General features: G+C 63.5%; 30 protein-coding genes. 26 read left to right on the top strand and 4 right to left on the bottom strand.

The annotated features are described in order from the left end of the window. Positions 1-39: 39 nt before the first annotated feature. The 8 genes from AB0H50_RS07230 to AB0H50_RS07195 all read left to right on the top strand — a co-directional run bounded on the left by AB0H50_RS07230 (position 40) and on the right by AB0H50_RS07195 (position 3,839). A complete protein-coding gene (locus AB0H50_RS07230; RefSeq protein WP_357448173.1) occupies positions 40-552 on the top strand; it encodes a hypothetical protein in 513 nt (170 codons plus the stop codon). A gap of 331 nt (positions 553-883) precedes the next feature. After that, on the top strand, positions 884-1,105 hold the full coding sequence (locus AB0H50_RS07225; protein ID WP_357448171.1) for a hypothetical protein: 222 nt from the start codon (positions 884-886) through the stop codon (positions 1,103-1,105). Further along, the gene (locus tag AB0H50_RS07220) at positions 1,105-1,551 is read left to right on the top strand and encodes a hypothetical protein (RefSeq protein ID WP_357448169.1); all 447 of its coding nucleotides are present in this window, start codon (positions 1,105-1,107) and stop codon (positions 1,549-1,551) included. The genes AB0H50_RS07225 and AB0H50_RS07220 overlap by 1 nt, the downstream gene beginning before the upstream one ends. Before the next feature lie 102 nt (positions 1,552-1,653). After that, the gene (locus tag AB0H50_RS07215) at positions 1,654-2,316 is read left to right on the top strand and encodes a hypothetical protein (protein WP_357448167.1); all 663 of its coding nucleotides are present in this window, start codon (positions 1,654-1,656) and stop codon (positions 2,314-2,316) included. A 138-nt stretch (positions 2,317-2,454) separates the two neighbouring features. Continuing rightward, positions 2,455-2,616, top strand: coding sequence for a hypothetical protein (locus AB0H50_RS07210; RefSeq protein ID WP_357448165.1), 162 nt, complete (start codon positions 2,455-2,457; stop codon positions 2,614-2,616). Between the two features lie 25 nt (positions 2,617-2,641). Beyond that, positions 2,642-2,974 carry a hypothetical protein gene (locus tag AB0H50_RS07205; protein ID WP_357448163.1) on the top strand — a complete coding sequence of 111 codons (333 nt, stop codon included), beginning with the start codon at positions 2,642-2,644 and terminating at the stop codon, positions 2,972-2,974. Positions 2,975-3,012: 38 nt separating this feature from the next. Continuing rightward, positions 3,013-3,453, top strand: a complete 441-nt coding sequence (locus tag AB0H50_RS07200) for a hypothetical protein (protein WP_357448161.1) — start codon at positions 3,013-3,015, stop codon at positions 3,451-3,453. Then, positions 3,450-3,839 (top strand): hypothetical protein, encoded by a 390-nt coding sequence (locus AB0H50_RS07195; RefSeq protein WP_357448159.1) that lies wholly within the window; start codon positions 3,450-3,452, stop codon positions 3,837-3,839. The genes AB0H50_RS07200 and AB0H50_RS07195 overlap by 4 nt, the downstream gene beginning before the upstream one ends. A 68-nt stretch (positions 3,840-3,907) precedes the next feature. Here the strand turns inward: AB0H50_RS07195 and AB0H50_RS07190 are convergent, their stop codons facing one another. Continuing rightward, on the bottom strand, positions 3,908-4,534 hold the full coding sequence (locus AB0H50_RS07190; RefSeq protein ID WP_357448157.1) for a hypothetical protein: 627 nt from the start codon (positions 4,532-4,534) through the stop codon (positions 3,908-3,910). A gap of 231 nt (positions 4,535-4,765) precedes the next feature. Between AB0H50_RS07190 and AB0H50_RS07185 the strand changes: the two genes are divergently transcribed. The 8 genes from AB0H50_RS07185 to AB0H50_RS07150 all read left to right on the top strand — a co-directional run bounded on the left by AB0H50_RS07185 (position 4,766) and on the right by AB0H50_RS07150 (position 12,606). Next, positions 4,766-6,628: an amidase domain-containing protein gene (locus tag AB0H50_RS07185; RefSeq protein WP_357448155.1), complete on the top strand. Its 1,863-nt coding sequence runs from the start codon at positions 4,766-4,768 to the stop codon at positions 6,626-6,628. Positions 6,629-6,723: 95 nt separating this feature from the next. Next, positions 6,724-7,590, top strand: a complete 867-nt coding sequence (locus AB0H50_RS07180) for a phage tail protein (RefSeq protein ID WP_357448153.1) — start codon at positions 6,724-6,726, stop codon at positions 7,588-7,590. Then, positions 7,587-9,266 (top strand): phage tail protein, encoded by a 1,680-nt coding sequence (locus tag AB0H50_RS07175; protein ID WP_357448151.1) that lies wholly within the window; start codon positions 7,587-7,589, stop codon positions 9,264-9,266. The genes AB0H50_RS07180 and AB0H50_RS07175 overlap by 4 nt, the downstream gene beginning before the upstream one ends. 86 nt (positions 9,267-9,352) lie before the next feature. Next, positions 9,353-9,790 (top strand): DUF2744 domain-containing protein, encoded by a 438-nt coding sequence (locus tag AB0H50_RS07170; protein ID WP_357448149.1) that lies wholly within the window; start codon positions 9,353-9,355, stop codon positions 9,788-9,790. Next, positions 9,787-11,172, top strand: a complete 1,386-nt coding sequence (locus AB0H50_RS07165; RefSeq protein ID WP_357448147.1) for a hypothetical protein — start codon at positions 9,787-9,789, stop codon at positions 11,170-11,172. Before AB0H50_RS07170 ends, AB0H50_RS07165 begins: the two co-directional genes overlap by 4 nt. A 147-nt stretch (positions 11,173-11,319) precedes the next feature. Continuing rightward, the gene (locus AB0H50_RS07160; protein WP_357448145.1) at positions 11,320-11,655 is read left to right on the top strand and encodes a hypothetical protein; all 336 of its coding nucleotides are present in this window, start codon (positions 11,320-11,322) and stop codon (positions 11,653-11,655) included. Positions 11,656-11,726: 71 nt separating this feature from the next. Beyond that, positions 11,727-12,077, top strand: coding sequence for a hypothetical protein (locus AB0H50_RS07155; RefSeq protein ID WP_068058968.1), 351 nt, complete (start codon positions 11,727-11,729; stop codon positions 12,075-12,077). Between the two features lie 361 nt (positions 12,078-12,438). Continuing rightward, positions 12,439-12,606: a hypothetical protein gene (locus AB0H50_RS07150; protein WP_357448143.1), complete on the top strand. Its 168-nt coding sequence runs from the start codon at positions 12,439-12,441 to the stop codon at positions 12,604-12,606. 160 nt (positions 12,607-12,766) lie between these two features. Here the strand turns inward: AB0H50_RS07150 and AB0H50_RS07145 are convergent, their stop codons facing one another. Then, a complete protein-coding gene (locus tag AB0H50_RS07145; protein ID WP_357448141.1) occupies positions 12,767-12,952 on the bottom strand; it encodes a hypothetical protein in 186 nt (61 codons plus the stop codon). Here AB0H50_RS07145 and AB0H50_RS07140 point away from each other — a divergent pair. The 10 genes from AB0H50_RS07140 to AB0H50_RS07095 all read left to right on the top strand — a co-directional run bounded on the left by AB0H50_RS07140 (position 12,939) and on the right by AB0H50_RS07095 (position 22,535). After that, the gene (locus AB0H50_RS07140; RefSeq protein ID WP_357448139.1) at positions 12,939-13,757 is read left to right on the top strand and encodes a hypothetical protein; all 819 of its coding nucleotides are present in this window, start codon (positions 12,939-12,941) and stop codon (positions 13,755-13,757) included. The two genes, AB0H50_RS07145 and AB0H50_RS07140, sit on opposite strands and share 14 nt — an antisense overlap. A gap of 451 nt (positions 13,758-14,208) precedes the next feature. Continuing rightward, positions 14,209-16,935, top strand: coding sequence for a hypothetical protein (locus AB0H50_RS07135; RefSeq protein ID WP_357448137.1), 2,727 nt, complete (start codon positions 14,209-14,211; stop codon positions 16,933-16,935). A gap of 77 nt (positions 16,936-17,012) precedes the next feature. Continuing rightward, positions 17,013-17,750, top strand: coding sequence for a hypothetical protein (locus AB0H50_RS07130; RefSeq protein WP_357448135.1), 738 nt, complete (start codon positions 17,013-17,015; stop codon positions 17,748-17,750). A 238-nt stretch (positions 17,751-17,988) separates the two neighbouring features. Further along, on the top strand, positions 17,989-18,747 hold the full coding sequence (locus tag AB0H50_RS07125; protein WP_357448133.1) for a DUF6572 domain-containing protein: 759 nt from the start codon (positions 17,989-17,991) through the stop codon (positions 18,745-18,747). A 1,068-nt stretch (positions 18,748-19,815) separates the two neighbouring features. Continuing rightward, positions 19,816-20,178: a hypothetical protein gene (locus AB0H50_RS07120; protein WP_357448132.1), complete on the top strand. Its 363-nt coding sequence runs from the start codon at positions 19,816-19,818 to the stop codon at positions 20,176-20,178. A 101-nt stretch (positions 20,179-20,279) separates the two neighbouring features. Next, on the top strand, positions 20,280-21,053 hold the full coding sequence (locus tag AB0H50_RS07115; protein WP_357448130.1) for an N-acetylmuramoyl-L-alanine amidase: 774 nt from the start codon (positions 20,280-20,282) through the stop codon (positions 21,051-21,053). Next, positions 21,053-21,262: a hypothetical protein gene (locus AB0H50_RS07110; RefSeq protein ID WP_357448128.1), complete on the top strand. Its 210-nt coding sequence runs from the start codon at positions 21,053-21,055 to the stop codon at positions 21,260-21,262. The genes AB0H50_RS07115 and AB0H50_RS07110 overlap by 1 nt, the downstream gene beginning before the upstream one ends. Further along, positions 21,263-21,562: a hypothetical protein gene (locus AB0H50_RS07105; RefSeq protein ID WP_357448126.1), complete on the top strand. Its 300-nt coding sequence runs from the start codon at positions 21,263-21,265 to the stop codon at positions 21,560-21,562. A gap of 54 nt (positions 21,563-21,616) precedes the next feature. Next, entirely contained in the window at positions 21,617-21,739 is a 123-nt protein-coding gene (locus AB0H50_RS07100) for a hypothetical protein (protein ID WP_357448124.1), read from the top strand. A gap of 409 nt (positions 21,740-22,148) precedes the next feature. Further along, on the top strand, positions 22,149-22,535 hold the full coding sequence (locus AB0H50_RS07095) for a hypothetical protein (protein WP_357448122.1): 387 nt from the start codon (positions 22,149-22,151) through the stop codon (positions 22,533-22,535). 166 nt (positions 22,536-22,701) lie between these two features. Here the strand turns inward: AB0H50_RS07095 and AB0H50_RS07090 are convergent, their stop codons facing one another. Together AB0H50_RS07090 and AB0H50_RS07085 are read right to left on the bottom strand one after the other, a co-directional pair. Continuing rightward, positions 22,702-23,787 carry a DUF4185 domain-containing protein gene (locus AB0H50_RS07090; protein WP_357448120.1) on the bottom strand — a complete coding sequence of 362 codons (1,086 nt, stop codon included), beginning with the start codon at positions 23,785-23,787 and terminating at the stop codon, positions 22,702-22,704. 165 nt (positions 23,788-23,952) lie between these two features. After that, entirely contained in the window at positions 23,953-25,788 is a 1,836-nt protein-coding gene (locus tag AB0H50_RS07085) for an acyl-CoA dehydrogenase (protein WP_357448118.1), read from the bottom strand. Positions 25,789-25,798: the final 10 nt, after the last annotated feature.

Genomic DNA, 25,798 nt, shown 5'->3' with positions numbered 1-25,798 from the left:
TTTCTCCAGTGGTCGACCATAGCGTCGACAGGGGGCGAGATGCTGGCCAAGGCGCTCCAGCCGAAGGCGTTCGCCGCGGGTGGTGCGGTCGAGGAAGAGCACGGACCCGAAAGCAGTGACGGCGGCTTCCTGTCTACATCCCAAACAGGTTCGCTCTTCCCATTTCTGCAGTGGCACAGCTGGTACAACATCTACCGGAATACCAGGGACCAGGTGACAGCGGCAGGCGGGGAGGCAGCGGTCGCGGCGTTCGCCGGTGCCGTCACCGGACCGGCGGGCGCGGCCGCGACCGCGGCCGTCACCGCGCTGACCAGCATGGCAGGCGCCGTCGTCGAACAGTTCTCGACGCAAGCCGAAGCGCTGCGACGGCTCACTCCATTGCCGATGGCGTCTCAGCCGCAATTGCGCACCCTCGAAGGGCGGCTCGGCGGCGGTCCCGATATCGACCGGACCACCACCATCAACGTGATCAAATCCGACGGCTACGGCCCCACAACGTCGAAAGACGCGCTGAGTAGTCGCGTGCTGACATATCTGTCTCACGTGCGCTGACGTCCGGAACATGCACCGCGAGAAATCATTCCGTTTCTGTGCGGGCCGCGCCTGTTCTCTTCGCATGCGATGAGATCCGAGAGGGGGTGATGAGAATGCTCACCGTCGTCGCAGACGTCGTCAAGTTGATCAGCGATTTGATTCCGCTGTTGCTGCCACTGTTCGGGCTGTGATCCGCAGTGCCAGAACAGGGTTCGCGGGGCGGATGCGCCAGCTACCGCGTATCCCTGGAAATCCGAGGGGCCCCGATCGCCGTCCGTCGAGGGATCGGCCCATACCTGAACGTATTCGTTTCCACGGAGCACCCGTGAACCCGACTCTTGGAGAAATCGTGCCTACCACCGAAGATTCTCTCGGCCTCGTCGAACAAATCGTCACCGACATCAAGGCCGTTGTCGCCCGCCTCGCGACCCTGAAAGCCGATATCGACGTCTTGTCGAACCTGGCACAGGGCGTAGCCATGACCGTCGACGCGGCGGTTCCCGCGCCGCAGCCGACAGCGGGCAGCCTCGACGCCACCGTTTCGCTCGGCCAGGCATCGGAAGCGGTGTGATGACCTATCCAGTTGCGGGCGAGTTCCCCGATTTCGAACAGTTCATGATCGACCTGTTCACCCCGATCGCCACCACCGTCACCACGCTGCCCGCCACGTCAGCGGCGTTGCAGTCGGCGTTGCCGCTGATCTGGGTCCGCAAGGTCGGCGGGACACTGGACATCAACGCGATCACCTACAAGGCGAAGGTGAACGTCGTCGCCTTCGGCACGACTCGTGGTCAGGCGCAGCAGCTCGCTGTGCAGATCCGTGCGGCGATGCTCGGCGCACCCGCGAGCCGTGTCAACGGTGTGCTCGTCGACTATGCCGAAGAGGTCGTGGCCGACGAGCCGAAGTTCCATCCGCCGATCCTGCGGCGCAGCCGCGGTCTGACCGAGGTCCCCGACCTCGATCCGCTCAACCAGATGGTCGAGATCGCCTTCTCGATCGAAGCCCGCCGCCAATAGGCGGACCGAAACCTTGTCTCGGATAGGGCCTTTCACCGGCACCATGCAGTGCCGTTTTCCCTCAATCCCTGCCCGCATTCGCGGGCGTTCGAATGGAGACACATGCCTGCCACCAACCTCACGGCCCTCAAGAACGCTCAGCGTTCGCTGCTGCTCAAGCCGCTCGACGCCGCGGTGTTCATCGCGCCCTGGTACACCGCCGCGCCGACGGCGTTCACCGACGCCAGCGGCGCCCTGCAGACGCTGCCCACGGCTTTCAAGCCGGTCGGCCTGATCGACAAGAAGACCGGTGTGGCCTTCGCCCGCGGCATCACCGCAGCGCCGATCGAGGCCTACGGTGAACTGCAGCCGGTGCGCAACGACATCACCAGCGACATCACCACTATCGAGTTCCAGCCGCAGCAGACCACCGCGCTGACCCTCGAGCTGACCACCAGCGCGAACCTGGCCCAGGTCAAGTCGAACGCCGCCTCCGGTGAGGTGTTCTTCCCGCAGCCCGCCTCGGAGCAGATCACCTACTACTCGGCGATCATCATCGGCAAGGACGGCAATGACGCCGACCCGATCTACGTGTTCAAGGTGCTGCCGAAGGTCGCCGTCAGCAAGTTCGGCGGCGAGCAGTGGAACCCCACCGAGGTGCTCGCGCAGAAGCTGACCATGGTCGCGTTCAAGGACGACACCGCCGGCTACGCCGTCGCGCACGGCTTCGGCGGCCTCGGCTGGAAGAAGATCGTCGCGCAGACCGGCATCGCCCCCGCGGCGTGACGCCGCTCGTCGCAGCGCGAATCCTTCCCTGATCACCCAGGTTCCGGCCTGGGCGTGGGGCCTGTCATGTGTCTCCGGTCATGGCACGCCCCACATCATTTCCTGTCCATATTTCCGGAGAAGAAAGCGGGTCCACCAGTGTCCGCCATCCCCAGCGAATTCCCCGTCACGATGACCGACGGCGAGAACGACTACATCGTTTCCAGCGCCACCGAGTACGTCAACGCCGTCTACAAGCTCGGCCACGCGGTCAAGGTCGAAGAGGCGGCTTCACGCCGCAGCACTTCGAAATCCAAGTAACACAACACATTCCCGGAGATCTGACATGACCACCACTCACGAAGCGGCCACCGAGGCCGAAGTCGGCGGGCGTTTCCACGAGCTGCGGCAAGAGCTCGCCCCGCGCAGACGCGCGCCCTACCGCCTGACCGACGACATCGCTATCCCGCCCGTAACCCGGGGCCAGCTGCTCGCCCTTCGCCGGACCGACAACGACGACGAGCAGATGGCCATTGTGCTGGGTGGCCAGTACGAAGCCGTCGAAGCGCTCTTCGCCGATCGGCCGCTGGATGAGTGGTTGGCCTTCCAGAAAGATCTCTACGCCCACCTCTTCGGCCAGGGCTCTTCGGAGCTGCCGGGGGGATCGTCGGGCTCGTAGAGTTCTGGGAACGCTTCGGTGCCGCGCTCGACTACGACTTGCTCGAGCGCGGCATCGACGTCCGGGACTGCTTCGGGCCCAACACGATTCGCACGCGCGACTGGCGCACCATCTGGGCGTTCAAAGACCGGCTGCCGCACGGTTCACAGTATCGTTCGGCGCTGTCGATGGACCGCGAACTTGCCGAACAGATGGTCATCGCCGAAGAAGCGGCCAACCTCTACGAGGACGAATCGGCGAGGCCTGCTGGACCTACGCCCGAGGGCTACACGATCGATACCTACCTGCTGCTTTCGATCATCGATGCCCTGCAAGCCGTGCAAGCCGCGGTTATCGCAGCTGCAGGCGGCGACCCGCCGGCCATCCGCCCCATGCCCCGCCCCGTCACCGCGGCGGATCAGGTACGCGACGAACATCGCGATCGCTCTATGCAAACCCTCATTGACCAATTCACCGCATACACCTGGGAGGACCGATGATCTTCTCGGCAATCTTGCCCGCTCAGGCGGCCGGTGCCGCGGACGCCACGGTCCTGGCTGGCGTCTATTCCCCCGGCTTCTATAGTGGCGACACCATTACCGATGTCGAACTCGTTGCCCCACCGGGCTATTCGGCGATCACCGGAGCGGCAACCAACAATGTGACCGTCTCGGTTCGCCACATTCGCAATGGCACGGTCCTGCAGACTTTCGCTGCCGTTACCACAACAGAGGGCACGAACCTGGTCCCCGAATCTCCGATCTCCATCCCGATCACGGCGCAGCCGGTCCTGCTGATGGGTGACGTGATCGATGTGCAGATGCACCAGAACGGGGCCGGCCAGGCAGTCGGAACCGGACTGACCGTCTACGTATTCATCAGCTGAACAGAGGATTGGAAACGCCGAGGACTGGTCCGATTACCATGCCGCGCCAGCGTCGCGATGAGGAGGCATCATGCTTCGCATTGCAGATGGCTCATACCGATTGTCACCACGGTGACCGAGCCTTCCGGTGCGCCCTCGGGCCAGCCGGTGGCTGAAGCCCCGTGCTGCGGACCGGGCGTTCTCGTTGTGAGATCAATGGTTTCGACTGCACGGTCGAGCCACCATCCCGTGTTCCTGCACATGTCCCATCCGCGGCCGTCGCTACCGCTGGAATACAACTCGAGTGGCAATCCGCGGGAGTCGCGCAGATGCTGCAGCAGGCGGTCGGCGACCCCGCTATCGGTCGTGCCGTCGGTACTGCCGATGGACAGGACACGGTGGCACCACGGGCCTTGTCGCGATTCCGAGCACCAGGACGAATCCGCGAGCACCACAAGGCCATCGGGTAGTGGCAGCACCTGATCGGCGGCTGGCACCGGAACCGGTTTCGCGCCATAGGACGGCGAGCCGTCCGACCAGAACCACAGCATGAGCAAAACACCGAGTGGGCTTGCCACACAGTAGAGAACGACGAGAACGCCACCGAGCGCGGTCCGACGCGAAGCCATACCACCCGCTCGCCGGTCGGCGATCAGACCCGCCACCAGGATGCCCATGCTAGCCAAGGTCAGCAACACCTCGACGCTGTACTGCACCTCGCGCAGCGTCCAAGCGAGGAACGACACCACCAGCTGTGTCACCGCGATCGCCGCCAGTGCGACGCCTACCCATAGGCGATACCGCGGCGACCGCGCCGCCAACAGCCAGCACACCAACGGAATGACAAAGACCAGTCGTTCCACGCGGCCAGCATAGCCGCAGCCGCATTCGACCGCCCATCTGACTGATCTCGTTGTTGCGCGGTGGATTCCGTGAGGAGGAAAGCTATGAGTAGTACGTGGGACACGCCGCCGCCGAGTTTCGACAGGAAGCCGGACCAGAGCAAGGTGGACAGGCTCCGGCCGGGGCAGCGCGCGCTGGTCTGGGATTCGGTGATCAGCGGTTCGATGGCTGGGGTCGATCCGCGCTTGGTGCTGGCTATTGCGCTGGAGGAAGCGGCAGACCAGCACGATGACGATGGAGCGCTGCACGATTTGAATCAGTGGGGGAAGGGCCACACCCCGTGGGTCGGCAGGATGACTAACCCGGCCGGCTGGTCTCTGGGCATTACCAACGTCAAAGAGCGCACCTTCGAAAAAGTCAAAGAGAAATATCCCAGCGTATTTCATGATCACGAATGGTCCGACCTCGCGAACGACGACGCTCTGGCTGTTCGTACTACCGCCTACTATCTCAAGTACTTGCAGGAAACGTATGCCGGGGCTCTGCCGGACGAAATCAAGCAGAAGTATACCCTGAATCAATTCTTGGCCTCGGCGTACAATGCGGAGTTCGATGCCGATGGCGATAACAATGTGTTGGAGTGGATCAAGGGCAAGGACCTCGGGCAAGGGGATTCGAGGGGCTATCGAGATCGCGTCAGGGACAAGCAGTGGCAGCGCGCCGAGTCCTTGCTATCGACGATGTGGACTTGGAAGGACCACTCTGGCATCCGGCCGATCAGCGCAACGCTGGATTCGCCGTATCAACCTGCCGCGCTGCTGAACTCGTGGCTGAATGCCGGTTCTTCGATCCTCGGTTCGATTCTGCGCCCCGCGCAGGGCGCCGTGCCGATTGCTGGTGGCATGGACCCGAACCCGAATCGTCAGACTGCGGTGAAATATGCCGATGACTGGGCGATCATGAGCAACTGGGAGTATCCGAACTACGATGCGAGCGGCGGCGACTGCACGAGCTTCGCGTCACAGGTTTTGCACGCCGGAGGTTTTCAGTTCGATCCCTCGCGGGCCGACGACAGTTTCGCGGTGACCGACCGCTGGCATCCCTACAACCGGAAATACAACCACCTCGGCAATGAGGCGCCGCATGAAGCAGGTGATTCGGCGCCGCGTCCCTGGCTGAATGTTCAAGCGTTGTACAGCTATATCGCCAACGGACACGGAAATGCGAACGGTGGGCCGACGGGAACGCAGCTGGCACCGATCAGCGTCAATCCGATCACCGGGAATCCCGATCCCAACGCGTTGACCAATGCCGGACTGCGTCCCGGTGATCTGGTATTCGTTAGTTTCGGCGAGAAGAACGAGGACGGGTCCCCGCTCCTCAGCCACACCATGGTCTACGCCGGCCATGGCAATGCGCGGCAGCGTATCGGTGAGGATGAAAACGGCAACCCGAGGTACCAGAACTTCGAGGACGCCGATTTCGTCGACTACCACAGCAGCAATGTCTACCACGGGTTCTGGGCCATCCCCAAGGTCGATGAGGACACGGAGAAGGTCGTTACGGACCGGACCGTCACTTACTACCCCGTGCGCATGAACTACCCTGGCGACCCGCAATATCCCGTCCAGCGAGCGGCGGGCGGCGACATCAGAGGTCCCGGTTCGTCCATCGGCGACAAGATTCCGGCGTGGCTGTCCGACGGCGAGTTCGTCATGAACGCACGCTCGACATCGGTGAACCGTCCATTCCTGCAGGCACTCAACGCTGACCCGTTCTTCCTGCAGAAGATGCTCGAGCAGCGGGATGCTGCTGCGGCGGCGAGGGCCAATGCGAATGCCAGCGGGTACGTTCCGGCGGCCGGCGGTAGGGCCGCGACCGTGAACATTTCCATGTCGAGTTCCGAGGACATTGTGGCGCGGTTGAAAGTGCTGTCGACGCAATGGGAGCTGATGAATTCCCGGTAGGCGGTATCGACGCCGACTGGTTCGAGATCGCCTGTTGGCGAGTCTATTTCAGATTTTCGAGAGAATTGAGGTGAGGTGTGGCGTCGAATGCCGCGATGATCACGGTGACCGGAGTCGATGGATCGGCATGGACGATCGCCGGCCAGGGCAGTGGTCGTGAGGATGTGGATTTGGCTACGTCGCCGAGCGGACTGTACGACGCTCCGGTGACGACGATCTGGAACCAGTCGGCGTTCCAGATCGGCTCGTCGTTCGGTGGATACCGGACCAACAAGCGCGACATCGTGTTCGCGGTCAATGTCTTCGAAGCAGCGGGGCGGTCGTGGGAGGCGGTTGACTCCGCGTGGCGCAAAGCATGGGCCTATGACCGGGATGCGACGCTGACGATCACGACCGACTACGGCACCAGGTCGCTGAAGCTGCGGATGTCCGAGCAGCCGGACTTCAAGCCGGACAAGGATCCGCATCTGAGGCGGCAGGGCAAGGTCGTGATGACCTGTGTCGCAGGCAATCCCTGGTGGGTGGAGTCGGATGTGACGAGCACGTGGACGTCGACCATCGACACCACGGGCGCGAACGTGAGCCAGCAAGGCACAGTCAGCATCGCCAACCCGACCGATCAGCCGATGTGGCTGAAGTGGGTGTGCTCGGCGCCGGGCAAATGGACGCTGCCCGACTTCTCGTGGGGCGCGGTCGATCGTGACGAGGCGCGCGTCATCACGCTGCCGATGACCAACGCCGGGCAAGACTTGACGGTCGACACCGATCCGATGGAGGAGATGATCGTCGCGGCGAATAGTTCGCAGATCTGGGCGTTGATGAACGGCGTCAGCTTCCTCTACCCGGTGCCCGCGTACACCCCCGCCACGGATGTTCCCGTGAAGGTGTCCGGCGCGCCGACCGGCGCTTCGGTGATGGTCGTGCAGCCGCGGAACTGGTCGCGTCCGTGGGGGTTGCAGTGACCACCGCGCTCGATCTGCCCGGACTCTACGCGGACGCGCAGCTGGCCAAATCGACTCGCAAGCAGCAGCGTTACGCGCGACCGCTGGTGCGGCTGTGGGACGGTGACTGGAATCTGCGCGGCGTCTGCGGCGCGGAGATCAGCGCCGACTTCCGGTGGGTGCTCAACCAGTCCGGTACCGGCTTGCTGGTGCTGCCTTACGACTACTACCTGGCCAAGTGGGCCGTGGACATCAACGGCCGCACGAAGCAGAACGTGCACATCACCGTCGACAAGGACGGCGCGCGCTGGGACGGCCGATTGGAGAAGGCGGTCATCAAGACCGACGACCACGGCGTCACGACGGTGGAGCTGCTGTTCATGCACTCCTATCAGGAACTCAAGCACATCTATTGCTGGTCGAATCCGTTTCTGCCTGCGGCGGTGCAGTTCCCGCGCGAGTTCCTGCTGGCCGGGCCCGGTGTGTGGGTGCTCAAGACGGCACTGCACCTGAACCTGCTGCGATTGGAAACCGCGGGGTGGACACTGCCCGACGATCCCATGGACGTCAGCAGCTGGGGGAACCTCGACCAATCGAACTGGGCAGTGGTCGTGAAACCCGGTGACTTCGTCTCCGATACGTCGATGTGGACGATCTTCGGTTCCCGGTTCCGGAACTTTCACGAGGCCGCGGCAGGCACCTTGGAGACTGCGCAGCTGGCCGTTGTGACCCGGCGCTGGCTCCGCGGCGACCCGGAGCCGTGGCCGGGCGCCGACCTGCGGCACGGCTGCCTGGTGGTCGACATCGTCGACAAGTCCGGATTCTGGACCGGCACCAGCACCGGCGGAAACATGTGGGACGGCCTGCAGCACACCATGCAGGTGCTCGACAACACCCTGCTCGACTACAGCCCGGACGTGCTGCCCGATCTGAATGCGCCTGAGCTGTACAAGAATCCGGGATGGATGGGCACGCTGCCGTCGAATCCGTGGGTGGTGTACCGGCAGAACGAGCACACGGGTATCCAGACGTCGCAGTTCGTGGTCAATCCGTCGTCGGCGGTGCAGATCCTCACAGGCGGTCATTCGATGCCCGGCGTGAACGAGGCGATCTCCTCGGCGATCCAGTTCGTCGGTATGGTCACGGCCGGTGCACTCGGCGAGGTGCCGTTCGTCGGTCCCATCCTGGCGGGCGTCGCCAACGGTACGACCGCGGTGGTGGACACCATCGCGATGGCGTTGCTCTCCGACACGCTGTTGGCTTGGATGGAGTTCAAATCGCCGCAGCGGGAGAACAATTCGGGCTGGTCGCACTACTACGAGCATTTCGAGAACAGTGCCGATCGCGCGTACACACTCGGCTCGCTGCTCACCCTCGGTGAGGGCCTGTGGAAGACGCGACGCCACTTCACGCACAAGTTCACCGTCGCGAACGGCGAACCGTACTTGATCGGCGATCAGGGCCAGGGGCACTTCTTCCTCGGCGACCGCGTCGGTTCCACCGTCAAGGGCATGCCAGAGGGCTCGATCTATGTCGACCAGGTCACCGAGCTCGAGCTCGCATGGTCGCGCACGGCCAGTCCCGCCTGGCAGATCACCATCGGTTCGGACCGCGATCACGACATGCCGTTCGCCAAGTCCATGCGGGTGGTCGCCGACATCGTCGACGACATCCACGCTCTCGCCGTCCAGATGTAATCCCGGCCGAGCTCGCCGCACTGCGGGCTCGGGAGGGTCGAACAGGGCGGTCTCGCCAAATCTCATTTCTATTGCCGGAGAGAACTATGCCTATTCCCTTGCACGAGGACTGCGATCCCAACGATCCGTACGACGCGTTCGTGTGGGCCCTCGTCGGGTTGCCCGGCCCGCGCAACTCACCATTGCTGGTGCATCCAGACGTACTGCGGCAGTGGTCGAAACACCTCTGGGATCTCGGTTTTCGACACTACGCCGACGAGCAGACCAAGGAATACATCCCGCCTGCGCGTGGCGTCACCCATTGGCTCAACGGCGCGGGCCAGTGGGCCGAGAAGGGCGCGCCGCGGCCGCCGGAGACATCGGCCCCCGATGTGGCCCAGTTGACCCCGGACGAGCGGGCGCATCTGGTCGAGCAGTTGCGCGAGTCGGGTGAGCTCAAGCATCTGGTCGATCCGCGCGAGCTGGACCTCAACCACGCGCAGGTCGGCGATGCCGACAGCGTCGCGTCCGGTGGCGACCGATGACGAGTCCCGACAAGAAGATTCCTCCTGGCGCCTACACCGGGGGCTCGATCCGCAATCTGCAGAAGGTCACCTGGGCGTCGGCGCAGGCGTCGATCATGTCCAACGTCATGCAGTCCTTCGCAGGCGTGGACGCCATCGGCGCGAACCTGAACTCCGCGACCAACCGTGCGCTCAACGCGGCGACTTCGGCGCAGACCGATGCCTCCGACGCACAGTCGACAGCGAACGCGGCGCAGAACACGTCGGCATCCAACGCGGCGGCGATCGCCAATCTGCAAACCGACCGGACGCAGAGCGAGGTGGGCGGGGCGGCGGTCACCGACAGCTTCGAGACCTGGGACACCACGAAGTGGTCGGTCGCGAAGTGGGCGGAGGGAAGTTACACCGTCCCCGACATGGTCGTCGTCAACAACCAGGCGGGGATCGCAAAGAGCGGAAATACCGGTACGGGCGGCAATTTCGCACTGTACAAAACGCCGCTCATGACCGACTCGCAGTCGGTGTCATTGGTGCTGGGTCGCGCCAATCAGGCCGGATACTTCACCGGCAGCGGTGTCATCATCCGTGCGGCTGTCGACCTGTCGACTTTCGTACTGGTACAGGTCGGGACGAGCAAGCTCTCCCTCCAGCGCGCGACGATGGTCAATGGTCAGTTGACCGTGACGGTCTGGACCGAGAGGACGAATCTATCCCTGAGCACAGGGGATACGGTCACGGTCGCCGCGACGGGCTCGTCCTACGAGGTGCTCGTCAACGGCGTCAGCAGCCTCGGCTACCAGGACACGGCTGTCACGTCCCCGGTCGGCGCGGGCAATCGATGGGTCGGGCTCTTCAGCGCCTGCCATGTCAGCACGACCTGGTCGAGCACAACCCTGTACTTCGGCTTCGACCTCGAATCCTTCGCCGCGGCGGATACCTCGTCACCGCCTGTCGTCGGCACCGGCTGGTCGCTGTATCGCCAGAGCACGACGTCGGTCTCGCAAAGCGCGGGAAGTGTGCGTTACGGCAGCATCTTCGACACCGTGCGTCAGGCGAACAAGGTCAACGTCCTCAACCTGCCTTCGGGCCAGATCCAGATCACCAAACCCGGCTGGTACGTGATGAGTGTCGGCGCCCAATGGTCCCAGCCCTGTGGAACCGGATACAACTACAACGTCTCGTTGTGGTCCGCGCCGAGTCCCGAGGGGCAATGGAAGGTCGTTCGCAACAGCGGTGAAACCACCGGAGACGCGGTCTACCGCGTGTCGGGGACGTTCGTCGTTTTCGCAGGCGCGGGAAGTGTTTGGGCACCAGGCTATTACATTGCCGGCACCAACCAAATGTACGGCGATCCGTCCGGTACTCACACCTATTTCGACGGGACGCTCAGCTCCTTCTCCTGAGTCGAGTCCGCCTGCCGAAGCGCCTACCCGACTGCGGCGCGCCGCCGTGTGCGCGATCCGCATCGAATCGGCCGCAGCTAGGCCGAACCCCTGACCGAACCTGTCCAGCGAACTCCTGGACGAGGTCGAACAAAACAGAGGAATCCTATGAGCACACCGAACGATCCCGGATACCTGGGCTATCAGCCCACCCTCCAGCCGCTGAAACTGACCACCGGCGCCAGCTTCGTGCAGACCATTCAGCCCTCCGATGGAGCCGTATTTCCCGAGGGCACACAAGTTTCCATCGTGCTGACCGCGCCGGGAGGCACGTCGCTCGGCGCATGGTCGGCCATCGTCGGCTCGACCACCGCGACCTGGACCGTGCCCGCCGCGACCTGCGACGAGATCCCGACCAATTCGCGGTACACGATGCTGGTGACCTACCCCACTTCGCCGGCTACCACGTACGCCTGGTACGCGGGCAGCGTAATCCGCACCTAGATCCGAAGTCTCTCCCGGCCTTCGGGATTCGATGAATCTCTGTTTCCACCATATCGACAAGGAGCTCGACCATGGCTATCGCCGTCACCTCGACCAAGAACGCGCTGTGCACCGCCTACGCGAACATCGCCACCACCGTCTACGTCTCGGTCCACACCGCCGACCCGGGCACCAACGGCGCCAACGAGGCGTCCGGCGGGTCTCCCGCCTACAAGCGGGTCGCCACCACCTGGTCCGCCCCTGCCAACGGCCAGATCACCGGCAGCCAGGTCACCATCGACCTGCCCGCGGGCACCTACACCCACGCGGGTCTGTGGAGCGCCCTCAACGGCGGCACCTTCATCGACAAGGTCGCCATCGCCTCCACCACCCTCGGTGCCCAGGGCACGCTGCTCATCACCCCCACCTTCACCATGAGCTGACCGGCGCGAATCGGAGAGTTCGATGACACCACCAGGTCAAGTGATCACGGCGGCTCTGCCCGCACCGCCGACAGTGGCCCTTTCCGTTCCTGCGCCGTCGGCTGGCGCGGGGGTGCTGCCGAGGACACCGGTCACCGTCATCGACGGGGCGCGGGTCCCAGTCGTTCCCGCCTTCGTGTACGCGGCCTTCGGGGGCGTCGCCGGACCGGCCGCGCTGTCCACTCCGTCCGCGAGAGCAGCGGTTGCCTCCAGCGGAGCTGGTCTGCTGACGGCCGTGACGCGGTCGTCGCAATCGGTCGCCTCCGGTTTCGGTGACACCGCGTCCCCCACAGCGCGTGTGGTCATCGGTTCCGGTGGGTCTGTGGTGCTGAACGCGTGGTTCGACGCCGACACCCGTGCCGTCGCAGCCGATACCACCTTCGACGGTATCGGCGAGCTTTCGGCAGAAGCCGCGATGCACTGCGATGCGTTGCCGTCGTTCTACGCGTTGGGTACCGCCACGGCAGCTGTCTCCAGCACTTCTGGGTAGTCAGCCCCGACCCTGGGCGAATCGGGGCGGCGCTTGCCGCCTTAGGTGCCGCGCTCGACCGATGGTCGGGCGCGGCACTTCGTTTCCCGAGGTCTTCGTCCCCCGGCCTCGGCCGGCCCAGCGTGAGGGTCCTCGGAAATTGCCGCACCGGGGACGCGAATTATTGGATACCAATCGTTTCGAAGGAAGTCGCTGTGGCGGACCCTGCATTCAAATCGGCGAGACTGCCTGTGTCGCCATCGGCTACCCCAGCTATCCCGGCGTCGCCCGCCAGCAGCTCGGCGTTGCCCTCGGCGCCGGTAGCATTCATCGCGGGCAAATACATTCCCTTGGTGATGCCGTTCATTCGTGCGGATGCGACAGGCGGCGGTGCGCTGCTCGCGTCGGCCATCGCGTCGGTCTCCGCACAGGGAATCAGCAGTGCATCAGGACAATTGGTGGCGCAGTACACCCCGATCCAGTCCGGTGTCGTCGACTTCGAAAGCGGTGGTTCGGCGCATGCCCAAGTCGCGGTAGGTCTTTCGGCGAAGGTGCTCGTTTCCGCCGGGTTCGGTAGTGATGGCCGTGCGGCCGCAATCAACGCGATTGCGCGCGGCGCGGGCGAGCTGTCGGCCACCGTCGTGCCGCATTCCGGTGCGGTGTCGGCGTTCCACGGCACGGCCACCGCGACCGGAGTGCAAACCTTTCCCCCAGTAGCGGTTTCCGCCCCGTTGACAGGTGGTGGCAGCCTCGCGGCAACCGCTGTGCCCGGGTTCATGCCATCGGGAATGAACAAGAGCGGGAACCAGCCCGGTCCCAACACGCAGAACTCCTGGGTACAGGTGATCAACTGGACTGCCGACACCACGAACTACCCCGGCTCGGCCGTGGATACCAATGCCTTGGTGGCCCAGGGCGCCAAGGCGTCTGCCACTGTCGCTGCCAGCGTCGCCTGGACGTCGGGAAACTACCCGAGCTCGATCGCCGTGCGCCTCAAGCAGAACAGTGCGGTCATCGCCACCGGCACGACTGCCAATCCGGCTGTCGCGAATGCCACGGTCGCCGTCGCCGCGGGTGACCGCTTCACTGTCGAGGTCAGCGATGGCAGCGGATGGGCCCCATACTCCCAGGCCACGATCAACGCGGTGAATACCTACCTGCGGATCACCTGACCGGCCCGCTACCACTCACTGTCCTACTTCGGCATGCCGCAGTTCTCGTCCAAGCCTGCCGAATGACGCACCTGTGCGATCGCCGCAGTTTCGGCAGCCGACGTCTGCTCGGCGGAGCCGCCCCCTGATCAGAGGCGATGGGCCGTCTCCAATGACCGCGTCCAGATTCTGCCGGTCTGTCGGTAACGGTCACACCGGAGCTCGGCTCCCCGCCATCGTTCCACGTGCGGAACCGATAGCGGCGGGATCAGCTGGACCGAGAACGCCCGGAGTCGGTGGCATACCGACGAGCACGCCACTTTTCGGCTCGTCACAGGGCCGGTCAATCGTTCTTACCGCGTGATCATCAGGCCGAATTGCGCACTACAGCAGCCCATCTGAGAACGGCTGCCTCTCACAGCATTTCGAGTCGGATTCGGCGCGCCTGAAGCCTTTGAGGAGGCGATGAGCCGTGACAGATATCTACGGCCTGCCCGACACCACTGGCCGCAAGGAGGGCGATACGTGGACCACCACGCTGCCCGACGGGCGAACCGTAGTGAACACGATTCCTCCTGGAAACGGTAGTCAGACTGTCGACCAGGTCATTACCAATCCTGATGGCAGCAAGACGAACTCGCGGGTTGCGGGCAACGGACTGGGCGGGTGGCAACGGTGGAACGACGATTCCACCGGCACCTCCTCATATGCCGGCAAAGACACACAAAATGGCGAGGTCTACGGCCAGCACTTCAATCCAGGAACATCGACCTCGGGTGGGCCGAGTCACGAATTCGGAATGTCATCCGATTACAAGACCACGGCCACCGCCTCATATGACCAGCAGGGCAACAGGATCGGCACCGACATAGGTGTCGCGAACCAGAACGGCCTCTACGACAACGTTCACGTCGACAACTACGGCAACAAGACGTTCTCCGCTACCGCCCGAGACGAAAAAGGCGGGCTGGTGAGCACATTCACCGGTCAGATCGACAGCGACGGCTACGGCTGGAAGCTTGTGGGCGACAAGCCATGGCAGGTTTCCCCGGACAGTCAGGGCAAGCCGGTCCTAACACGCACGGAAGATACCGACAAAGGTGTGCATCTGTACCGCATGGACGAGAGCGGCAAGATCACCCACGAATTCCGCGGTAACAAGCCTGGTCAGTGGTACCGCGACACGATCGCCACCGATGCCGAAGGCAAGACGACGATCACCCGCCTGGATGTGCACCTCGGTGTCACTGTCTACGACACCGACGGCAACATCCTCGAAGGTGAACCCAAGGTCGCCCCTGGCACCATCGACACCCTGGGTATCGCCGATAAAGTCATCGACACCGTCTTCTTCTGGAACCCCATCGCCAAAGGCGGAAACAAGGCGGGCGTCCATGCACTCGTCGGGCTCGGCGCCATGGCCGGGTTGTGGGACGAAGTATCGGTGCCGCTGAATCTGCCGACGCAGGAGCAAGCCTTCGACGGCCTCGTCGATACCGGCAAGAACCTGGCGAAGGAATATCTCTACCTAAGTGGAACCTTCAAGGACGCCAACGGAAATCCGATCTACAGTCCCGACGGCAAGCTCGACCAGCAGCACGCAACACTGAACTTCTACCACGACCTGTCGATCGCCGTCATCGGCACCGACTGGAGCCAGTTTCCAGACAAACCCCTCGAAACACTCGGCACCGCCGCCTTCGGCATCGGAACCTTCCTTGTCCCAGGCCCAAAGGGCCTGAGTGCCCTCGGCAGAGGCGTCCGCGTCCCCGAAGGCCTCGGCGAAGCAGGAGTCCGTGCCGCCGTACCCGACCAGCCTTGGCCAAGTCTGGCGGGACGAAACGGCGCTACACCGGATCCAGTGCCGTTGGGCAAGCCGGACTCCGCGAATGAGATCGATAGCGGCCTGAGTGCGCCCCAGTCGTATCCCGGCGGCGGTGTGGTGGATCCCGCCGGTATAGCTGGGCCAACGATTGACGATCCCGGCCTCGTGCCGTCCAACTTCAAACCCCGGCCACGCCCCATGCTTCCTGAGCGCGCACCGGGTACACACGGGAGGCGTCCTCGGGGCGGCACGCCCAAGCCGCTGCGGCAGCAGCCCAAGCTCACTCAGCCTGAGGTAGAGGCCATGACTCCTCCTCGCGATCGGGATGGCATGGAGCCGGCGCACGATACTCCTTGGAGCGATTCTGCAGGGCAAACGCACCCGCCGAACACATTCGACCTCTCGAGGAATCCGAAAAGATCGCCTATCGGCGGTTTTATCGGTGACGCTCTTACCAGGGCCAGGCTGAAGCTGAACGGCTACGATATTATCGCAGCTGGCGAGGACGCCAAGATTCCGATTCCAGGAACGTGGCCGCCGAGATATTTCAAGCCAGATTTTATTGTGCGGGATCCTGTTGATGGCAAGCTTATCCTGATCGAATCGAAGTTCAATGATTCGACGTATGAACTCGGCCAGCTTTTCGGGTATCCGCAATATGCTCTCGGGGAACGGGTTCTTCAAATCGATGTTTCTGCGAACAAAACGATCGAAACCGCGCTACTCGACCGCCGCATCAACCCGAGTGATGCGGTGGTCAAAGGGGTCGAGACCTACCGATGGAATAAGGAATGGGTGCCATCGGATGAGGTTGTGTATCAGGCTGCCAATGATCCGGGGTTCGGTGACCTGATACGTGGGACGAAGAGTGATCCGCAATGGAGAGACTCGGCTCTGAGTGCGTACGCCGAATTGAATGGAGAGGCAGCCAAACGTGCCACAAACTCTGAAAACTGGGCGATGGCCTTCTACTACCAGTCGAGGAGGCAAGCTATCGAGTGGGCTCGGACGATGCCTGGCGACCAGCAATTCCTGCAAGATACGTTGCTTTCAGCATTTGTCCCGGAATTGGGGTTGTTGCTTCCCGATTTGCCGATTCCGATCTCTGGTCGAGCGACGCCGCACGACATCAGCTCACCCCTAGATCTCTCCGGGATGGCGCGATCGCAGGCCGCCCCGGCATATCTAGGACTGCAGGAAATGATGTCCGACCCGCATGTTGAATCCATCTCCCGGCCTTTTCGACGGCCATCAGTTTTTCGGGTACAGAATCAGTCGTTGTCAATAAACATAGACCTGTCGAGAGAGGGCGCCGTTGGTGACCATATCGAGTCGTCGAGAGTCCTGGCATACGGTGCGCATCTGCGGATCTGATCGGATCATGGGCAGCGCCCGCAGTGATCCAGGTCTGCTCTAGAGTGAACTCGACATCTGTACCAAGGAGGATGCAAGTGGGTGCTCGAGCCACGCTGATGACTCAATTCATCCAGAGGTTGACCGATCGGCTTGCAGGTGAGGGATTCGCTCCGGTTCCCCCGCTCGACGGTGAAGGCGAGGCCGAGCCCGGCACCCGGTCACCCGCATGGAGAAGAGTATGGTTCGCGGCTTCCGACAGTGGTATCCGTTGTATGACATCGGGGGTCATGGCCCATGTGGACTGCGGCAACCGGGGGGAACTTCGAATTGGTGGGCGCGCCTTCATAGTCGCTCAGGTCGTTGAAGAGGTGCTCGAGGCATGTCGGGATCTGAACTCCTCCGTTGGGGCATTCAGCGGAGGTGAGATCGATTCGATCCCATTCGGGTATTTTGATAATCCCCTCGATGCGTCTCGGAAAATTTCGCTGTCCCACGAGGTTGATCTCGATTACGCCGTGAATCAGTTCATGAGGTTCGTTCGTGGTCCAGTATACCGCTGGTTCGAACAGCGGAGTAGTGTGGATAAACTGTCAGTGCTGGCGAGAGCATCTCATCCAATGGATTTCGACAAAGTCAATCCGGAGCCGATGCGCCTTCGGGGCTGTGTCATTCTGAGTGTTCTCGCGGACAGGGTCGAAGACGCTGCGTCCCTTATGGGTTGGTACCTCGATCAAAGCCAGTTCCATGCTTGGGATTCCTTTGAACAGGCGGCGGCATTCGATGTCGCACTGGGGCAGCAGTTTCCAGGTTACGCGCGTGCGCGGGGGCGATGAACCGGGTTACTGCCGACCATACATAGGCTTGCTCTTCAGCCTTGAAACGCGCGTTCCGCACCGCGCGGTTGCCTCCGCCGGTTGTCGATGATTTGTGGAATAAACTCGCGGCCTCCAGCTGTCCGGACAGTGAGACTCCCGCTCGGGCATGTGTCCGAGTCGCTGGAGGGCTGGGCTCCACTCACTCATGTGCGCTAATCCAGTCCGTTGATTGCCGTTTGGTACTGAAGGGAAGTTCGTGAGCGTTAGCGAATATAATCGGATCGATCAAATCTTTGTGAGCCCCGAGGGCCGGCTCGTGTTGGCCATGTCCGAAGAACGACCCTATCGGCCCGAAGATTCGCACGTTTTAGATGAAGACTTCCGCAACAAGATCAACTCGTACATACATGCGGCCCGGTCGGGTCATGCGCACCATCTCGCGCGCGAAAACGGTGTCGAGAATGTCAACGGTATCGACATTGTTCTGTACAGTCGCACGCATCCATCTGCAGCTGTTCTTCGTTTGATTGGACGGGTGAACGATGAGCTTTCCACGGAGGGCATCCGAGCGGCATGGGAATCCATTGCTTCGGAAGACCTCGGTATCGAAGTAATTGAGAGAGCTCTGGTCGACGAGTCCGTCCGGCTGATGGGGTCCGAATGGAAGATCGCACTGATGTGGGTGACTCTGATGGGGCGAGATGGAGCAGCCGGTATTCAAGTCGAGCGTCACGACGGTTCGATTGTCAATGTTCAAGCTTCCGAAGGCTTGTTGGCGCTGCTCTCCGAACACAAGCGTGCTTTCTCCGATTCCCGGCTCGGCACCTGGATCAGCGGACAAATCCTGATCAATGGTGAGGACATCTACAGATCGCAATTTTCCAACTCGGACGTTCCGGAGTGGATGCCACAGCCGACGGACGACAATCTGCGCGAGGAGTTGGCGATGTACCCGCGGGAAGCAGGTGAAGTGCCGGTGTGGGTCAGGGAGCGCATCGGTAGTGCTCAGGGTTGATCCCCCCGCCACACCGCGCACCGATCTTCGGTTGAAAAATTCATTTATCGACCAGGATTTCTTCAACTGCCTGGATTGGATGGGGTTCGGCTCGCTGTCGAGGCCGCAAACATGGCGCTCGTCTACTCCGTCCAGGATATCGAGGCGACCGACAGCGGAGTCGAAAGAGCTCCGTTGGCTACGGTTGGTCGACGTGGATCTACGGTCTGTATGACGCCACCATCACAGTACGATGCAACTTCGCGGCGCTGAGGGTGTCCCTGGTCGGCGACGACGGTGCTGCGGGTGTGCAAGTCGAGCGGGCCGATGGGTCGTTGGACAACCTGCACCTATCAAAATTGTTGTTGGACTTGCAGACCGAACACAAGCGGGTGTCCTGCGAGGCGGGCGGCGGCACGTGGCTGGGGCGCGCAGCTTCCGGACTGGATCGCTCGACAACTCGGGTGAGGTGTCCGGTCAACGTCACCGGCGGCCCAGCTGATGGACCCGTAGGACAATCCGTCGCGGCCGACCACATCCGGCTGGGTCATGCAGGTCGAAAGCTGTTGTAGTACAGCTGTCTTCGAAGCCAGCCGTACGGTTCGATTTGTAGTCGATCACGACATACCACCCATTGCGCAACGTCACAGCCGCGAACTGCGAAGACTCGGGGATGTGGCGCTGAGCGAATCGTGTCGTCTGCTGTTTTCCGGCCACGCCTCGACCAGGGGGAGCCGGATCGGCACCGTGATCGGTTGCACCGAATGTGCCTGTTCCTCGGGCTCCGGGTGAATTGGCCGCGCCGTCGCATATCCCTCAACTCGGCCGCTCGAAGGCTGCCGACGCATCACGAACCAATTGTCTCCGCGGCGAACCGCGGAGAGAGGTCAGCGGCCTCGAGCCGGCCGACCGTGAGAGAAGTCCCGGGCGGGCATCGCCCAGGGCGACATCTACGACTTCAGCGGCATGGCCCCGAAGCACCGCCATTTGCGGTGGAACGGGTGCGCCGACGAAGCACCACGCGCGACCGCGCGGTGGTGAGTTCGGCAGGGAGCGTTTCGCACCTGCCCTGATCATGGGAGTTGTTCCATGACAAGAATTGTTCGCATCCTCATTATCCCGAACACCGAGTGGAGCAGCATCGAGGTGCCCGCGGGTGGCGAGCTCGTGTGGGCCGAGCCGGGCGGCGGGGTCGTCGTTGGTGGTGGTGGCGGCGGTGTTCCGAGCGGCATCGCCACCTATTGGCGTACCGAGGACTTCACGTTCGGTGTCGAGCGGTATCTGATCCGCGAGGGTTCGCGGACCAATCCGACGTCGCCGGGAAGCGAACCCAGTGAGTTCGAATACGTCGAATCCGGTCTCCAGGGCGCGATCCCGTTCATGAACACCAACTACCTCCTGTGGTGGAAGAAGAGCATGTACGACGCCTTCCCGCCGAACTCGGGCTCGTAGCGAGCATGCCGCGAAGGCGTCGGCGTGCTGGGTCGCCGACGCCTTCGCGGGCGCGAATATCGCGCTCGCACAGCAATTTCGATTGGAAAGGCAGGACGGCCATGGCATGGACCGGCGATCCCGTCTGGTTGGCGGATGTTCTCCGCGAGGAGGGCTTGCGAGTCGTCGAATTTCCCGGCTGGCGCGAGCGCGGGCACGGCGATTTCGGCGAGATCTGGGGCGTCATCGCTCATCACACCGGCGGTTCCAACACGCCGTCGACCGAAATCGCCTACGGGTTCGCGCATTTGGAGGGGCCGTTGTCGCAATTGCACCTCGACAGGGACGGCACCGTCACGGTCGTCGCCGCGGGTGTGGCCTGGCATGCCGGGGTCGGGCGCTGGCCGGGGCTGCCCGAGGACGACGCGAACTTCCACACCATCGGCATCGAAGCCGTGAACAACGGCACCGAGGGCTGGTCGCGCGAGCAATACGACGCGTATGTGGGCTGCTGCGCGGCGATTCTGCGTCGGCTAGGCCACGGGGCTGATCGGGTGATCGGCCACAAGGAATGGGCCGGATCCAAACAAGGCAAGTGGGATCCCGGCGGTATGGATATGGACCAATTCCGCGCCGATGTCGCGGAAAGATTGAAAGGCGATGTGCTGTTGGCACTTTCCGATTTGGAGCAGCGCGAGTTGCTCGACAAGCTGCGCCGGGTGCACTTCGAGCTCACGTACGGATTCCAGTCTCGGGTGGCCGATTCCGAGTACCGGGACACGGTGGCCGGCTATGTGCTCAATTCCGACGCCGCCGACTACCGCAACGAGCAGCGTCTGAAGGCGCTCGAACTCAAGATCGACCGCCTGCTCGACGCCATGGAAGGAAAAATCTGATGTCCGTCACCAAACTTCCCGAGCCCGCGCTGATCCGCTCGGTGCTCGTCGCGATCACCGGAGTGATCGCCTTCGTCGTCGGCCATCGGATCGATATCTCGTGGATCGAGTCGGTACTGACGATCTACAGCCTGCTCACTCCCGTGATCGCGGGCGCGGTCATTCGACCTGCGGTCACGCCGGTCGGGCGGCAGGACGGCGGACGATGAATGGCGCAGAGCTGGTTGAGTCCGGAATTCGTGCAGGCATTCGGCGCCGCCGCGGCCACGGTGATCGGCGCCGTCACCGCCTGGCAGGCGCGTGAAGTCGCGAAACTGCGTGCGCGGATCGAGACTCTGGAGAGCCAGGCGGTCGACGACAAGAAGCGCTTCCGCGACGCGATCCGCCTGATCCGCGCCCTCCAACAGCACATCGACGAGCTGCGCGGCTTCCTGCGCGTGCACGTTCCCGGACAGGAACCTCCGGCGGCCCGCTACGAGATCCCACCTTCGTTGCAAGAGGAACTCTGAGCGGCCGCCGGGCCGCTGGGGCAGCCCCGTCTCCCGGGTGGGAGGCGGGGCGTTTTGTCATTCCCAGGCGGGGAAGCCGGGGCGAAGCCCACCTCGGACACCGGTTCCTCGGAGTCGACGACCAAGCTGCTGGAGAGCCTCATCACCGGTTCGGCGAACCTCGACCTGACGAAGTGAGCGAATAGCTCGACTACGCCCCGCCTCATCGAGGCGGGGCATTTTTTCGTTTCGGGGAAGCTGAAACACTACTCGCGATACCGCTCTGAACAACCCATCGAATCAGCGGGATCGAATATCCGCACCTACGAAATCACTTCTGCGCGGAAGCATTTGCCGAACAGCTGGCAATCGGCGTGGAGTCGATGTCACGTCAGGTCCGCCATCGCCGCACTTCAGCGCGGAAATCCAGGCAGGGGCACCCGAGTCTCGGTTCACGCGTCCGAACCCCGGAAGGTGAACTACTCGTAACTGAGCATTTGCGATGCGTTCATCGTCGCGTCGTGGCCCGCAAATCTTGCGTGATAGACATAGCCGCGTCGGCCGCAGTGTGTTGCCGACGAGAGCTTTCGAGGAAGAGAAGAATTCCATGAGCAAGATTCGCGTGCTCGGCATCGCTGTGGTCGCCGCCGGTATCGTCCTTGGTGGTTCCGGTGTGGCGTCGGCGGAGACCCCGACCGGTTCGGCCGCCGGTTCGTCCAACTTCGCCACCGGCCTGACCAACCTGCTGGCGACCGGTTCGGGCGGTGTGAAGCCGCTGCCGACCTCGGGTGAGGCTCCGACCGGTTCGGCTGCCGGTTCTTCGAACTTCGCGACCGGCCTGTCCCGGCTGCTGACCACCGGCTCCGGCGGTGTGAAGCCGCTTCCGGTCGCGGACGGCTACGTCAACCCCTGGCTGGACGGCTGGAGCGCCGGTTCCTCCAACCTGCTCGTCGGCCTCGGCAACCTGATCGGCACCGGTTCCAGCGGTCGCTAGTCGCTGCCTTCTCGGAGTCGGCGCGGCAGGACCCCGACCGCGGCGGGCAGATTCGGCTGGGCAACTGGCCGCGCGAAATCGACTGCGCCGCAGGCAGTCACGCGAGCGTTTCCCTGTGACGAGAGCGGCTCGGGAAAACCCGGGCCGCTCTCGCCGTTTCGGTCCCTTACAGCGGCGTCTTCATGAGCACCACGTTGTACTGCGTGTGCACCGTCAGCAGAAAGTACAGATCCGACCCGGTCTGATACGGGAAGATCATCGGCGCGTACGCGGTCGGCAGCGACGGGGCCTCGATCAGCACCCGCGGCGCGCTCCATGGGCCCTGCGGCGACGAAGCCGTCCGCAGCACAACGGAATTCGCCGGATCCGTGGTGAGCATGACGAATTGTCCGAGGTGGTCGTTCCACATCACCGAAAGCTCGGCCACGCCGTCCACGATCGGCGCCGAGGCGATGGGATCGTTCGGCTTCCACGCGCCGCCGTCCCAGTACTCGTAGGAGTCGATATCGGCGATATCGGCTTCCCTTGTTCGCGAGACGAACCCGGGGTTGTTGCGGCCCGCGGCGGTGCCGTAGCGGTAGACGTAGCCGCCGTGCTTCAGGAAGGCGTTCTGCTGGAAGCGCTCGTGCCCGTCCACATTCGCGCGGCGGGTGTTGGTGAGCGGCGCCCAGGTCTGACCGCCGTCACGGGAGGCGGCGAGGGTGGAGAAATTGGTGTTCCACTTGCCGTGATCACCCCACTCTCGCACCGACATCAGGCTCATGTACTGCACGCCGCCCACCGAAATGCCCGCTGTCGGGATGAGACTGATCTCGATGCCGGGAATCTTGGGGCTGGGCAGCGGATTCGGGACGACGCTGTCGAAGAAGATGCCACGGGACGGATCCTTGGTTGTGCTACGGAACAGCACGTTCGAGGTCCAGGCCCACATGCTGCCCGCGAGCAGGTTCGGGATTCCGAGCCCGGCGCTGTCGCCGAAGGCGGTGATCATCCGGCCGCTGCCGTCGTCCCACATGATGCCGAGGTCGGTGCCGAGCAAGTTCACGTTCTGCGTGCGGTTCGGGCTGTCCATGCCGGTCATCTGGAAGACCGCCTTGGTCGGGCCGGGCAGCTGCGGTAGTCCACGCCAGCCGTTGAGCACCGGAATGGGATTCACGTTGTTCGGGTCGGCGGCGGCGGGGCCTGCAAGCACGACCGTGCAGGCCGCGGCGATGGCCCCGGCTTTGGCGAGTGCGGACAGCGATCGGTTCATCCGGACGGATCCCTTCTGTGGCGCGGTCTGCCTCGAACATTGTGCATGCCCGATCTGGTTTCGGGCGTGAATGACGTTGTGTGACCCGACACGTCCCTGACGCGAAAGAGCGGCCCGGACGAATCCGGGCCGCTCTCGCGGTGTTTCGACGGTGTCGGCGAGACCTTAGAAGGCGGCCTCGTCCAGCTCCATGATGTCGTTGTCCAGGTTGGCCAGGACGGCGCGGGTGGCGGTCAGCTCGGGCAGGACGTTGCGCGCGAAGAACTGCGCGACACCGATCTTGCCGTTGTAGAAGGCCACATCCGAGCCGGCGGCGCCCGCGTCGAGCGCCGCGATGGCGACCTCGGCCTGGCGCAGCAGCTGCCAACCGATGAGCAGATCACCGACGGCGAGCAGGAAGCGCACCGAACCGAGGCCGACCTTGTACAGCTCGGCCGGCTGCTCCTGAGCGCCCATCAGGTGGCCGGTCAGGGTGGCCGCCATGGCCTGGACGTCCTCGAGCGCGGTGGCAAGCAGCTTGCGCTCGCCCTTCAGGCGGCCGTTGCCCGCCTCCGAGTCGATGAACTTCTGCACCTGGCCCGCCACGTGAGCCAGCGCGACACCGCGGTCACGAGCGATCTTGCGGAAGAAGAAGTCCTGCGCCTGGATGGCGGTGGTGCCCTCGTACAGCGAGTCGATCTTCGCGTCGCGGATGTACTGCTCGACCGGGTAGTCCTGCAGGAAGCCGGAGCCACCGAAGGTCTGCAGCGATTCGGTCAGGTACTGGTAGGCCCGCTCGGAACCGACACCCTTGACGATCGGCAGCAGCAGGTCGTTGACCCGGAAGGCCACGTCCGCGTCGGCGCCGGAGACCAGGTTCGCCACGTCGGCGTTCTGGTGCGCGGCGGTGTAGAGGTAGATGGCGCGCAGGCCCTCGGCGTACGCCTTCTGCAGGGCCAGCGAACGACGCACGTCCGGGTGGTGGGTGATGGTGACGCGCGGCGCCGCCTTGTCGGTCATCTGGGTCAGGTCCGCACCCTGCACGCGCTGCTTGGCGTAGTCGAGGGCGTTCAGGTAACCGGTCGACAGGGTCGCGATGGCCTTGGTGCCGACCATCATGCGGGCGTTCTCGATGACGTCGAACATCTGCGCGATGCCGTTGTGCACCTCGCCGACCAGCCAGCCCTTGGCGGGCACGCCGTGGCCGCCGAAGGTGACCTCACAGGTGGCCGAGACCTTGATGCCCATCTTGTGCTCGACGTTGGTGACGAACACACCGTTGCGGTCACCCAGGGTCTGGGTCTCGAAGTCGAAGTGGTACTTCGGCACGTAGAACAGCGACAGGCCCTTGGTGCCCGGGCCTGCGCCCTCGGGGCGAGCCAGCACCAGGTGCATGATGTTCTCGAACAGGTCGTCGGAGTCACCCGAGGTGATGAAGCGCTTGACGCCCTCGATGTGCCAGGTGCCGTCTTCCTGCTTGATCGCCTTGGTGCGGCCCGCGCCGACGTCGGAGCCGGCGTCCGGCTCGGTCAGCACCATGGTGGCGCCCCAGTTGCGCTCGGCGATGATCTGGGCCCACTTCTTCTGCTCGTCGGTGCCGTTGTTGTAGAACACCTGCGCGAAGCCCGGGCCCGCGCCGTACATCTGAGCGGGCGGGTTGGCGCCGAGGATCATTTCGCTCAGTGCCCAGACGACGCTGGCGGGCGCGCCGAGGCCGCCCAGCTCCTCGCGGACGCCGACCTTCATCCACTCACCCTCTTCGAGGGCGCGGTAGGACTTCTTGAACGCTTCCGGCAGGGTGACGACGTGAGTCTCGGGGTCGAAGGTCGGCGGGTTGCGGTCGCCCTCGACGAACGACTCGGCCAGCGGACCCTCGGCCAGGCGACGCACCTCGTTGAGCATCTCCTTGACGGTGTCGCTGTCCAGGTCGCCGTAGGCGCCCGCGTCGAGCAGGGTGCCGAGTCCGAGGACCTCGAAGAGGTTGAACTCCAGGTCGCGGACGTTGCTCTTGTAGTGACCCATTGTCTGTACT

This window comes from Nocardia sp. NPDC050793, assembly GCF_040654065.1.
Lineage (GTDB): Bacteria > Actinomycetota > Actinomycetes > Mycobacteriales > Mycobacteriaceae > Nocardia.
The sequence above is the reverse complement of the archived record's forward strand: the minus strand, read 5'-3'. Positions and strand labels throughout refer to the sequence as shown.